This is a genomic window from Streptomyces sp. NPDC059255 (assembly GCF_042752355.1).
GTDB lineage: Bacteria > Actinomycetota > Actinomycetes > Streptomycetales > Streptomycetaceae > Streptomyces.
In genome coordinates, this window is sequence record NZ_JBHYZP010000028.1 from 96,851 (window position 1) to 108,935 (window position 12,085).

Sequence of the window (12,085 nt, forward strand, 5' to 3'; positions counted from 1 at the left end):
TTAAACCCATTATCCCCAATTCCTTGTTGTTTGGGTTGGTGGGGGGGTTGTTTTTTTTTAACATCCACCTCCCACCCGGCCCCCGGGGCCGCGCGCCCCGGGGCGCCCCGGGGCCGCTGTACGTACGTAGTCGAACGCAAGGATTAGGACCGCCATGGACGTCATCTCCGTCATCCGCACCAAGCGCGACCGGGGCGAACTGAGCCCGGAGCAGATCGACTGGGTGATCGACGCCTACACGCGCGGCGAGGTCGCCGACGAGCAGATGTCGGCGCTGGCGATGGCCATCCTGCTCAACGGCATGAACCGTACGGAGATCGCCCGCTGGACCGCCGCCATGATCGCCTCCGGCGAGCGCATGGACTTCTCCGCGCTGTCCCGCCCCACCGCCGACAAGCACTCCACGGGCGGCGTCGGCGACAAGATCACCCTCCCGCTGGCCCCGCTGGTCGCCGCGTGCGGCGCCGCCGTGCCGCAGCTCAGCGGGCGCGGTCTCGGCCACACCGGCGGCACCCTCGACAAGCTGGAGGCCATCCCCGGCTGGCGGGCGCTGCTCTCCAACGCCGAGATGCTGGACGTCCTCGGCACCACCGGCGCGGTCATCTGCGCGGCGGGCGACGGACTGGCCCCCGCCGACAAGAAGCTGTACGCGCTCCGGGACGTCACCGGCACCGTCGAGGCGATCCCGCTGATCGCCTCCTCCATCATGTCGAAGAAGATCGCCGAGGGCACCGGCTCGCTGGTCCTGGACGTCAAGGTCGGCTCCGGCGCCTTCATGAAGACCATCGAGGACGCCCGCGAACTCGCCGCCACCATGGTCGGCCTGGGCACCGACCACGGCGTACGGACCGTCGCGCTCCTCACCGACATGGCCACCCCGCTGGGGCTCACCGCGGGCAACGCCCTGGAGGTCCGCGAGTCCGTCGAGGTGCTGGCCGGCGGCGGCCCGGCCGACGTCGTGGAACTGACCCTGGCCCTGGCGCGCGAAATGCTCGACGCTGCGGGCCTGAAGGACGCCGACCCGGCGAAGGCTCTCGCCGACGGCTCCGCGATGGACGTCTGGCGCCGGATGATCGCGGCGCAGGGCGGCGACCCGGACGCGGCCCTCCCGGTCGCCCGCGAACAGCAGGTCGTCACGGCCCCCGCCACGGGCGTCCTGACCCGCCTGGACGCGTACGGCGTCGGCGTCGCCGCCTGGCGCCTGGGCGCGGGCCGCGCCCGCAAGGAGGACCCGGTCCAGGCGGGCGCGGGCATCGAACTCCACGCCAAGCCGGGCGACCCGGTGACCGCGGGCCAGCCCCTGCTGACGCTGCACACGGACACCCCGGAGAAGTTCGCGTACGCGGCCGAGGCGCTGGAGGGCACGTACGACATCAGCCCGGCGGGCACGGCGTACGAAACCACGCCGGTGGTGCGGGAACGTATCGCCTGACCTGCGGTTTCCTCATTCGGGTGAACGGGATCGGTGGACGGCCGCCGGTCCCGTTCGGCATGCTGGAATCGGTAACACGGTGACATGACGAAGGAGACCGCCATGAGCGCACTCACCGTCGACCACGAGCCCGAGCCGGGCTGGGACGACCTTGTCCGTATCTGGGAGCAGACGGACGCACCCGAGGGCTGCAAGGTGGAGATCATCGAGGGGATCATCACCGTGTCACCCACCCCGTCCAGGGACCACAACCTGACCGCGGCCATGCTGCAACGTCGCCTGTACGCCGTTATCCCGGAGGATTGGGAAGTCTTTCAGACGCTGGGTGTGTCTGTGCCGGGCCGACGGGGGCTCTACGTACCTGATCTACTGGTGGCGGCCACAGAAGACGTGATGGGTCCAGGCCACCAGATTCCGGCGGAGTCGGCGAAACTCGTCGTGGAGATCACCTCGCGCGGCAACGCCAATCACGACCGCATCGCCAAGGCGCACGGCTATGCCCAGGCAGGCGTTCCGCTCTACCTGCTCCTCGATCCCTGGGTGTCGGACAGTCCGACCGCCACGCTCTACGGCGAGCCGGAAGGCGGTACATACCGCACGCTTCAGGCGGTCGAATACGGAGGCAAGCTCACCCTCCCCGCCCCCTTCGACCTGGCCATCGACACCTCCGAGCTGCCTGTCAGCTGACGGCCCGCCCGGCAGGCCACCCCGGCGGCCCCTCGCGGCGTATGGGCCGTGCACGTGCGCCGCGATGAGTTCCGGGCGTGGGACCGGTCTGCCTGGTGTGGATGCCAGTGATCCGATCGTTCTCGTCGTCGCGGGACATGTCACCCCCGACGACGTCCCCCGGCTCCGCGCCGAGCTGGCCGGCCGGCTGTACGGGGCCGGCCCCGGCGAGGCCGTCGTCTGTGAGGTCGCCGGGCTGCGGCGGCCGAACCTGGCGGCCGTCGACGTACTCGCCGCGCTCCGGCTCGACGCCCGTAGACAGGGCCGCCCGCTGCGGCTGCGCGGTGTGGGGCGTGAGCTGTGGCTGCTGCTGGATCTGGCGGGACTGGCGGGGATGGCGGGGACCGCCGAGCGGGAGGACGTGGCGGGGGAGGGATAGGGTCCGGGCGTGACCGAGCCGATCTATCTGAGTGAGACCCGGGCGTCGTACGACACCGTCGCCGTCGACTACGCCGCGCTCGTACGCCCCGCCTTCGAGCGGGACGTGCTGGGGCGGGCAATGCTGGGCGCCTTCGCCGCGCTCGTGCGGGCCGCCGGGGGGCGTCCCGTCGCCGATGTGGGGTGCGGTCCCGGTCATGTGACGGCGTATCTGCACTCCCTCGGGGCAAACGCGTTCGGCGTGGAGCTGTCCCCGGGGATGGTCGGCGTCGCCCGGCGGGCCCATCCGGAGCTGCGCTTCGACATCGGGACGATGACGGCCCTGGAGTCGGCGGACGGCGCACTCGGCGGCGTGGTCGCCTGGTACTCGGTCATCCACCTCCCGCGTGACGTACTCCCGGCGGTGTTCGACGAGTTCCACCGGGTGCTCGCTCCCGGCGGCCATCTCCTGCTCGGCTTCCACGTCGGTGACGAACGGCGGCGCAAGGAGGAGGGGTATGGGGGCCACCCCATGTCCCTCGACGTCCATCTGCTGCCACCCGGCCACCTCGCGGAGCTGGCCACGGGTGCCGGGCTCGTCGTGGACGCCACGCTGATGAGGGAGCCGGATGCGCGGGTCCCGCAGGGCTGCCTGCTGATCCGCAAGCCGGCCTGACACGCGGGCCGGTACGGAACCCGGGCGCGTGGGCGGGACGTTGTCGGGGTGCGTCGCGTACGGCGTACCCCGCCGACCCGCCCGGTCGGCCCGGCCGAGAGGACTTCCGATGACCGCTGCCGATTCCGCGGAGACGGAGCCAGGGACGGCGACCGGTACGGAGCTGAGCCTCGCCGCCGGGAGAGTGCGGGGCCGCCTGGAGGGTGGCGTCGCGGTCTTCCGCGGCATCCCCTACGCGCAACCGCCCGTCGGCGCCCTGCGGTTCGCCGCGCCGCGCCCCGCCACCGGCTGGGCGGGGGTGCGGGACGCCGGTGAGTTCGGGCCGCCGTGCCCGCAGGTGGTGGTGGCGAACGATATCGGGCGGCCTGTTGGCGACAGCGACGGCGACGGTGCCGCGCGGGCGGACGACTGGCTGACCGTCAACGTCTGGTCGCCCGCGCTCCCCGCTACGGACCGCGCCGCCCGACTGCCGGTCATGGTGTGGATCCACGGCGGCGCGTACATGTCGGGCACCGCGGGCGACCCCGGCTATGACGGCGGGCGGCTCGCGCGAGAGGGCGGCGTGGTCGTGGTCACCCTCAACTACCGCATCGGGGTGGAGGGTTTCGCCTGGATCGAGGGGGCGCCCGCCAACCGCGGCCTGCTCGACCAGGTCGCCGCCCTGGAGTGGGTACGGGACAACATCGGCGCGTTCGGCGGGGACCCCGGCCGCGTCACCGTCTTCGGGGAGTCGGCCGGCGCGGGATCGATCGCCGCGCTGCTGGTCATGGAGCGGGCGGCCGGGCTGTTCTCGCGGGCCATCGCGCAGAGCGTGCCCGGTACGTACTTCTCGCCCGAGCTGGCCGCGGACCTCTCCGCCGCGATCGCCGCCGAACTGGGCCCGGACGTCCGGCCGACGGTGGCGGAGCTGGCGGCGGTCGCGCCCGACCGGCTGGTCGCCGCGGGGGCGGCGGTGGCGCGCACCATGCCCGCCCGGGAGGACCGCTGGGGCGCGGTCGCCCGTACGGCCGTGCCGTACTCACCGGTGGTCGACGGCGACGTACTGCCGCGCGCACCCTGGGAGGCACTGGCGGACGGTGCCGCGCGGGACGTCGAGCTGATCGTCGGCCACAACCGCGACGAATACCGGCTGTTCAGCGCCATGGCCGGACAGCTCGGCCAGGTCACCGAGGAGCAGGCGCGCGCCGTCCTGCGGGCCTTCGGACCGGTGGCCGACAGCGCCGCGGCCTACCGCGCCGCCCATCCGGCCGCCGACGCCGAACGGCTGCACGAACTCGTCTTCTCCGACTGGCTGTTCCGGATGCCCAGCCTCCATCTCGCGCGGGCGCACGCGGACGGCGGGGGCATCGTCCGCTGCTACGAACTGACCTGGCCGGCCCCCGCGACGGGCGGCGCCCTCGGGGCCTGTCACGCCCTGGACGTGCCGCTGACCTTCGGCAACCTCACGGGCCGGCTCGCGACCATGCTCATGGGGGAGGAGCCGCCGGCGGAGGCGGAGGCCCTGTCGGCCCGCTTCCGCGCCGAGTGGACCGCGTTCGCCGCGGGTCGTACGCAGTGGCCCCCGTACGACCCGAAGCAGCCGCGCGTCCTGGTTTTCGACGGCGCGGCGAACGCGGTCACCGACTACCCGGAGGAGGCCTCCCGTCTGCTCTGGGAGGCCCACCGGTTCGCACCCCTGCCCCTGCCCGCTGCCGGGTGAGCCCCGTTACCCCTGCTCTTCCTTCTCCTTCTCCAGCTTCATCGGCAGATCGAAGAGCGGGAACCACCGCGCGGTGTCCAGGAAGCAGTGCATCGTGGAGATCCGGCCGTCCTCGATCTCGATGATCTGGAGCGCCCACGGCAGGTACCCGTCGCCCGACTCGGTGGGCTTGTAGTGCGCGAAGGCCGGCGTTCCGTTGGCGAACGTCGGCAGCAGCCGCGAGCCACGGCAGCCGGCGCCCGGGCCGAGCATCCAGGCCACGATGTCGTCGTGCCCCTGGAGCCAGAGGTCGAACGGCGGCATGGTGAACTTCGCGTCGTCGTGGAGCAGCGCCGTCAGCGCCTTCATGTCGTAGCCCTCGAAGGCCGTGACGTACCGCTCCAGCAGCGCCTTCTGCTCGTCGTCCAGCGGGTCCGACGTCTCCGTCGTGGCCGGCTCGGACTCGGCGATCGTCGCGCGGGCCCGCTGGAGCGCGCTGTTGACCGAGGCGACCGTCGTGTCCAGCAGCTCGGCGACCTCGCTCGCCTTCCACGCCAGCACCTCACGCAGGATCAGTACGGCGCGCTGCTTGGGCGGGAGATGCTGGAGCGCCGCGACGAACGCCAGCCGGATCGACTCCCGGGACACCGCCGCCTCGGCCGGGTCCGCCATCGACGGCAGGACCCGGCCGTCCGGCACCGGCTCCAGCCAGACGATCTCCGGCTGCGGGTTGAGCTGGGCCTGGGCGACCGGGGTGGGACCGCTGAGGTCCATGGGCCGGGCCCTGCGGTTGCCCGCCGTGAGCATGTCCAGGCAGACATTGGTCGCGATGCGGTAGAGCCAGGACCGGAGCGAGGAACGGCCCTCGAACTTGTCGAAGCTCTTCCACGCGCGCACCATCGTGTCCTGCACGGCGTCCTCGGCCTCGAACGCGGAACCGAGCATCCGGTAGCAGTAGCCGGTCAGCTCCGTACGGTGCTTCTCCAGCCGGACGTCCAGATCTTGTGTTGCGGCACTCTCGCTCATGGCGTCACCCCGGTAGCCCGTCCAACCCGTAGAAACCAGTCATGAATCAGTTGTGAACCAGTCTCCAGGAAGCTACCGCTCCGCGCCGACAAATGGCACGGATTCGCCGTTCACCCAGGCTGCTCAGGTACCCGGCTTACGCCCGTACACATATACGTCGTCGCCCTTTGTCAGCAGCGACCAGTACTTTGTCGCATCGGCCTTGGTCATGTTCACACAGCCGTGCGAGCCCGGCGGATTCCACATGCTCACGCCCGCCGAGTGAAAGGCCTGACCGCCGTCGAAGAACTGGCTGTACGGCATCGGCACGTCGTAGATCGACGAGACGTGGTTCTTGTCCCGCCAGTAGATCTTCTTCAGCCCGGTCCTGGTCTCGTAGCCGTCCCGCCCCGTCCGCACGGGCACCGGCCCGTACACCAGTTTCTTGCCGTCCTGGATCCAGCTGAGCTGACGCGTGAGGTCGACGCAGGCGATACGCCCTTTGTTCACCGGGCACTTGCCGGCCGCGTTGGGGGTCTTGCCGGCCGCCTTCTGCTGGTTCATCAGGCTCATCACGCCCCAGGTGACGGGTCCGGCGTAGCCGATGTTCGGGGTGATGCCGTGCTTCGTCTGGAAGGCCCGGGTGGCCGCGCAGTCGGCGGGGGACTGCTTGCCGTCCGCCGTCCGGCCCAGGAACTTCTCGACCTGCTTCTGGTACGGGCCCGTGCTCGTCGTGCACGACGCCGCCTGCGCGGGCGCGGCGCCCGCCACCGCCACGGTCAGCGGTACGACGAGCCCCGCGATCCCCGCGGCCACAGCCCCTCTGCGCGATATGTGTCCCATGCGTCCCCGTCCCCCTTCACCGCGCGCCGCCGAAAGGGCGCGTTCCGGGGGCTAGACGGTCGAGGCATGCGCACAGTTGCCCGACAGGGAGCGGCAATTGGACGTTCTTTACCGTTCTTTACGGTTCCTACGAAAGCGCCAGGCGCTGTTCGCCCCGAGCGGCCCGCTCGGCGCGCGCGACCCGTGTCCCGTACAGCGTGATCGAGACGACCCCGAGCACCGCCACGAGCCCCAGTGCCACCGTCGCGGCCCAGCCGCCCGCGTGGAAGGCGATCGCGCCGAGCGTGCCGCCCGCGCTGCTGCCCAGGTAGTACGACGACTGGTAGAGCGCCGACGCCTGCGCGCGCGCCGTCTTCGCCGTACGGCTCACGGCGGACGAGGCGACCGCGTGGCCCGCGAAGAAGCCCGCCGTGATCAGCACCAGGCCCGGCAGCACGGCGGCGAGCGCGTCCGCGAGGGAGAGCAGCAGCCCCGCCGTCGTCGTACCGACGGCCAGGTAGAGCGCGCCGCGCCGCCCCAGCCGGGCGACCAGCCGGCCGGCCGCGGCCGAGGAGACCGTACCCACGAGGTAGACCAGGAAGATCGAGCCGATGACGCCCTGCGGCAGGCTGAACGGCGCCTCCACCAGCCGGTAGCCGATCACGGTGTAGACCGCGCCGAAGACCGTCATGAACAGCCCGCCGATCGCGTACAGCCGGCGCAGCAGCGGATCGGCGAGATGGCCGGCCACCGTCCGTGCCAGCCCCGCCGGGCTGAGCGAGCGCGGGTGGAAGTTGCGCGCCTTCGGCAGCAGGATCCGGAAGGCCACGGCGCACGCCACGGCCATCAGACCGACCGCGCCCAGCGCCGCGCGCCACCCCCAGAGCTGGGCGACCCAGCCAGTGAGGATCCGGCCGCTCATGCCGCCGACGCTGTTGCCCGCGACGAACAGCCCGATCGCGGCGACCAGCGCCTTCGGCCGGACCTCCTCCGCGAGATACGCCATCGCGGAGGCCGGCAGCCCCGCCAGCGCCGCGCCCTGCACGGCGCGCAGCGCCACCAGGGACTCCACATCGGGCGCGAACGGCACCAGCAGCCCCACCGCCACCGCGACCGCCAGCGAGACGGTCATGAGGGTGCGCCGCCCGAACCGTTCGGACAGCGCGCTCAGCGGCAGTACGAAGACGGCCAGCGCGCCCGTCGCCGCCGACACCGTCCAGCTCGCCTGGCTCGCCGTGACACCGAGCCCGGCGGAGATCGCGGGCAGCAGCGCCTGCGTGGAGTAGAGGAGGGCGAAGGTCGCGACCCCGGCGGCGAAGAGCGCGAAGCTCATCCGGCGGTAGCCGGGGCGGCCGGGGGAGAGCAGCGAGTCGGCGGACGTGCCCGCCGGGGACGGGGCGGACTTCCCGGCCGGGGACGTGTGGGTCGAGGTCTCGGGAGCGGACGGCGCGGCGGAGGCACCCGGGGTGGCGGGTGCCTCGGTACTGACTGATGGCATACCTCGAAGGTAGGCACCGCGGCCTCATGCGTCCAATGCATGGAATGGCGATAATCGTTCCCATGGTGCATGAACACAGCTCGCGGCCACGGCTGTCACGGAACAGTGACGAACAGGACATGGATCACACGTTCGCCCGGCCGCCCGGCAACACACCCGCCCGGCCGACCGGCACCCCGACCGGCAACCTGCCCGGCACCCCGCCCCCGAGGATCGCGGAACTGGACCCCGAGTCCTGGTCCGCCGTCCTCGCCCCGCGCCTCGCCTCCTTCGCCGGGGTGGCCCGTCACGAACACGTCACCCGCGCCGCGCGGGACATGGGCGTCCCGCAGTCCACCCTCTCCCGGGCGATGGTCCGGCTCGAACAGGACCTGGGCGTCGCGCTGTTCGCCCGTATCGGCCGTACGGTCGCGCTCACCCCCGCCGGCCGGACGTTCCTCGCCTCCGTCGAGCGGGCCCTCGGCGAGGTCGAGCGGGCCGCCGAATCGGTCCGCGCCGACGCCGACCCGGCCTCCGGCAAGGTCGCCTTCGGCTTTCTGCACACCATGGGCTCCGAGACCGTACCCGGCCTGATCAGGGCCTTCCGCGCCGACCACCCCCGGGTACGGTTCCAGCTCGTCCAGAACTACGGCGAGGCGATGATCGAGCGCATGCGCGCGGGCGAACTCGACCTCTGCCTCACCTCGCCCGTCCCCGACGCCCCCGACCTGGCCGCCCGCCGCCTCGACGAGCAGCGGCTGCGCCTCGTCGTCCCCGACGACCACCGGCTCGCCCGGCGCCGCCGCGTCCGCCTCGCCGAGGCCGCAGACGAAACGTTCGTCACCCTGGAGCCGGGGTACGGGCTGCGCCGGATCACCGACGACCTCTGCGCCGAGGCGGGGTTCCGGCCCCGCGTCGCCTTCGAGGGCGAGGAGGCCGAGACACTGCGCGGGCTGGTCGCGGCGGGCCTCGGCGTCGCCCTGCTGCCACCCCCGGCGGTGGCCCGCCCCGGCGTCGTCGAACTGACGGTCACGGCGCCGCGCGCGGTACGGGAGATCGGCGTCGCCTGGCTCGAAGGCCACCCGGACACCCCGCCCGTGGCCGCCTTCAAACGCTTCCTGCTCTCCCGCCGGGGCCAACTCCTGCCGGACTAGGGCCGGTCGTTCGGATCAGGCTGGATCAGGGAGCGCGGCGCGCACGGCTCACGGCCGCAGCGACCGCCCGAACCCCGCCGCCAGCGGCATCCGCAGCCCCAGCGGCGGCGGCGCCGCCAGGGCGTCCGCCACCGGCCGCGAGTAGGCCCGCGACAGCAGCGAGCCCAGGACGAAGTCCGAGGCCAGCGCCAGGACTTCGGAGTGGTGCTGGCGCAGCGCGTGGCCGTCCGAGTGGACCTCGAAGCGGCAGATGTCGCGGCTCGTCTTCTTGGCGCGCTCGGCCAGCCGGTAGGAGAGCTCCGGGTCCGTCCGCGCGTCGTTGGTGCCGTGCATGATCAGCACCCGGCGCCCCACGAGCTGCCGCACCGGCTCCGGTTCGGCCGCCCGGTCGTCCTCCGGCAGCCACGGGGCCATCGCCAGCACGGAGTTGACGGCGGTGTGATCGGCCGCCCGCAGCGCCGCCCGGCCGCCCATCCCGTGCCCCACCAGACAGACGGGGACGTCCCCGTACCGCTGTACGACCTCCTCCACCGCCCAGCGGGCATCCGCGGCGAGGTGTGCCTCCGTACCGTTCCAGCCGCGCCGCCCGTACCGCACCACGTGCGCCACCAGGCCCTCCGCCGTGCCCGCCGCGGCCAGGGAGCGGGCGAGCGGCAGCATCCGCGCGTGGGCGAGGACCGAGGCCCCTTTGGCCGACACCGGTTCACCCGGAGGGAGGACGAGGATCACGCCCCCCACCGCCATGTCCGCGGCCGGTGAGGCGACCGCCCGTCCCAGTCGCGCCCGCGGCTCCGCGCGTCGCGCGCGTGCCCAACCGTCCCGGCCTGCCGTACGTCCCCCCGGCGCGGGAACCGCTTGCTGTCCCATAACAGAACAGTCTCAGAAGGACGGGTGTACGCCACCCGTCCGCACGGTCACTGTTACGTATCGTCCGGCTGTACTCTACGCGCGTAGGAAGAGAAGCGTTAGAGTTCATGGATGACGAGCCAGACGTACCGTCCGCCCACCGCCGACCAGATCCGCCGCGCCCCCAAGGTCCTGCTCCACGACCACCTCGACGGCGGACTGCGTCCCGGCACGATCATCGACCTCGCCCGCGAGACCGGCTACGACGCCCTGCCGGAGCAGGAGTCCGACAAGCTCGGCCTCTGGTTCCGGGAGGCCGCCGACTCCGGCTCCCTGGAGCGCTATCTGGAGACGTTCGCCCACACCTGCGCCGTGATGCAGACCCGCGACGCGCTCTTCCGGGTCGCCGCCGAGTGCGCCCAGGACCTCGCCGAGGACGGCGTCGTCTACGCGGAGGTGCGGTACGCGCCCGAGCAGCACCTCGACGGGGGGCTCACCCTCGAAGAGGTCGTCGAAGCCGTCAACGAGGGCTTCCGCGAAGGCGAGCGCCTCGCCCGCGCCGACGGCCACCGGATCCGCGTCGGCGCGCTGCTCACCGCGATGCGGCACGCGGCCCGCGCCCTGGAGATCGCCGAACTCGCCAACCGCCACCGGGACTCGGGTGTGGTCGGCTTCGACATCGCGGGCGCCGAGGCCGGCTTCCCGCCCACCCGGCACCTCGACGCGTTCGAGTACCTGAAGCGCGAGAACAACCACTTCACCATCCACGCGGGCGAGGCGTTCGGGCTCCCCTCCATCTGGCAGGCGCTCCAGTGGTGCGGCGCCGACCGGCTCGGCCACGGCGTGCGCATCATCGACGACATCGAGGTCGCGGAGGACGGCACGGTGACGCTGGGCCGCCTCGCCGCGTACGTACGGGACAAGCGCGTCCCGCTGGAGATGTGCCCCAGCTCCAACCTCCAGACCGGCGCGGCCACCTCCATCGCGGACCACCCCATCGGGCTGCTGCGCAAGCTGCACTTCCGGACGACGGTCAACACCGACAACCGGCTGATGAGCGCCACGAGCATGAGCCGGGAATTCGAGCTGCTGGTCGACGCCTTCGATTACACGCTCGACGACATGCAATGGTTCACAGTCAATGCGATGAAATCAGCATTCATTCCTTTCGATGAACGACTGGCCATGATCAATGACGTGATCAAGCCCGGATATGCCGAGCTGAAATCCGAATGGCTGTTTAGGCAGACCGCTGTGACCAGCTAAAACCTGCCCGAAGCGGGTCGAACGGCGGGAATCCCGGGGAATGCCGGACGGCCGGGAACACGCGTTTCCGGCCGCCGCCGGGTATTTGCGGGACGGGTGCGCGGCTGACTACCTTGCAGAGCCGCTCAGCGCTCTTACGGGCCACCCGTTTCCCCGAGTCCCCAAGGACAAGATCCCGATGAAGCAGTCCGCCGCCAAGACCCTCGGTGTCGCCGCCCTCGGCGCCGCCTTCGCCGCAGCCGCCGCGGGCAGTGCCTCCGCCGCGCCCGCCGTCCCGGACGCGGGCGCCGCGCTCGGCGTCGTCGGCTCCGTCAGCAAGACCCTCCCCGTGGAGGATCTGGGCAAGCAGCTCCCCGAGCCGCTGCCCGAGGCGACGAACGCCGCCGGAAGCGCCGTCGACACCCTGGAGTTCACCACGCCGTACGCGCTCGACGCCGTCCAGGCGGGCGCCGCCGCCAACCCCCTGACGGCGCTGCTCGGCGGCCTGCCGGTGCAGGGCCTGCTCGGCGGCGGCAACGGGATCAACGGCATCCCGCTCGGCGGCTGATCCCGGCCGGATCCCCCGTCCGTCCGGGACCACCGTCCAGGACACCACGCGGTGGGGGGGGGGGGACCCCCTGGGCGGGGCAACGCCCCCCCCCCGCGC

Annotated in this window: 12 protein-coding genes; 8 read left to right on the forward strand and 4 right to left on the reverse strand. The window is 72.2% G+C overall.

Annotation, left to right across the window (positions count from 1 at the left end; translation table 11 throughout):
* The first annotated feature begins 154 nt into the window (after positions 1-154).
* The 5 genes from ACFXKG_RS28135 to ACFXKG_RS28155 all read left to right on the forward strand — a co-directional run bounded on the left by ACFXKG_RS28135 (position 155) and on the right by ACFXKG_RS28155 (position 4,890).
* The gene (locus tag ACFXKG_RS28135; RefSeq protein WP_384844822.1) at positions 155-1,432 is read left to right on the forward strand and encodes a thymidine phosphorylase; all 1,278 of its coding nucleotides are present in this window, start codon (positions 155-157) and stop codon (positions 1,430-1,432) included.
* A 102-nt stretch (positions 1,433-1,534) separates the two neighbouring features.
* Positions 1,535-2,119, forward strand: coding sequence for a Uma2 family endonuclease (locus tag ACFXKG_RS28140; RefSeq protein ID WP_384844825.1), 585 nt, complete (start codon positions 1,535-1,537; stop codon positions 2,117-2,119).
* Positions 2,120-2,216: 97 nt separating this feature from the next.
* A complete protein-coding gene (locus tag ACFXKG_RS28145; protein ID WP_384844828.1) occupies positions 2,217-2,537 on the forward strand; it encodes an STAS domain-containing protein in 321 nt (106 codons plus the stop codon).
* A 9-nt stretch (positions 2,538-2,546) separates the two neighbouring features.
* Complete coding sequence (locus ACFXKG_RS28150; RefSeq protein WP_384844830.1) at positions 2,547-3,191, forward strand: class I SAM-dependent methyltransferase; 645 nt, start codon at positions 2,547-2,549, stop codon at positions 3,189-3,191.
* Between the two features lie 109 nt (positions 3,192-3,300).
* The gene (locus tag ACFXKG_RS28155; RefSeq protein ID WP_384844833.1) at positions 3,301-4,890 is read left to right on the forward strand and encodes a carboxylesterase/lipase family protein; all 1,590 of its coding nucleotides are present in this window, start codon (positions 3,301-3,303) and stop codon (positions 4,888-4,890) included.
* 6 nt (positions 4,891-4,896) lie between these two features.
* On the opposite strand, the gene ACFXKG_RS28160 is transcribed toward ACFXKG_RS28155, so the two are convergent.
* From ACFXKG_RS28160 to ACFXKG_RS28170, 3 genes are all read right to left on the reverse strand, one after another.
* Positions 4,897-5,895 (reverse strand): sigma-70 family RNA polymerase sigma factor, encoded by a 999-nt coding sequence (locus ACFXKG_RS28160; protein WP_384844836.1) that lies wholly within the window; start codon positions 5,893-5,895, stop codon positions 4,897-4,899.
* Between the two features lie 123 nt (positions 5,896-6,018).
* Positions 6,019-6,717, reverse strand: a complete 699-nt coding sequence (locus tag ACFXKG_RS28165) for a L,D-transpeptidase family protein (RefSeq protein WP_384844839.1) — start codon at positions 6,715-6,717, stop codon at positions 6,019-6,021.
* Positions 6,718-6,844: 127 nt separating this feature from the next.
* Positions 6,845-8,194, reverse strand: a complete 1,350-nt coding sequence (locus ACFXKG_RS28170; protein ID WP_384844842.1) for an MFS transporter — start codon at positions 8,192-8,194, stop codon at positions 6,845-6,847.
* A gap of 62 nt (positions 8,195-8,256) precedes the next feature.
* Here ACFXKG_RS28170 and ACFXKG_RS28175 point away from each other — a divergent pair, with 62 nt between their 5' ends.
* Complete coding sequence (locus tag ACFXKG_RS28175; protein ID WP_384844845.1) at positions 8,257-9,327, forward strand: LysR substrate-binding domain-containing protein; 1,071 nt, start codon at positions 8,257-8,259, stop codon at positions 9,325-9,327.
* Positions 9,328-9,375: 48 nt separating this feature from the next.
* On the opposite strand, the gene ACFXKG_RS28180 is transcribed toward ACFXKG_RS28175, so the two are convergent.
* Positions 9,376-10,071, reverse strand: coding sequence for an alpha/beta hydrolase (locus ACFXKG_RS28180; RefSeq protein ID WP_384844848.1), 696 nt, complete (start codon positions 10,069-10,071; stop codon positions 9,376-9,378).
* 234 nt (positions 10,072-10,305) lie between these two features.
* Here ACFXKG_RS28180 and ACFXKG_RS28185 point away from each other — a divergent pair, with 234 nt between their 5' ends.
* Complete coding sequence (locus ACFXKG_RS28185; RefSeq protein ID WP_384844851.1) at positions 10,306-11,439, forward strand: adenosine deaminase; 1,134 nt, start codon at positions 10,306-10,308, stop codon at positions 11,437-11,439.
* A gap of 178 nt (positions 11,440-11,617) precedes the next feature.
* Positions 11,618-11,986: an ATP-binding protein gene (locus ACFXKG_RS28190; protein ID WP_382890390.1), complete on the forward strand. Its 369-nt coding sequence runs from the start codon at positions 11,618-11,620 to the stop codon at positions 11,984-11,986.
* Positions 11,987-12,085 lie beyond the last annotated feature (99 nt).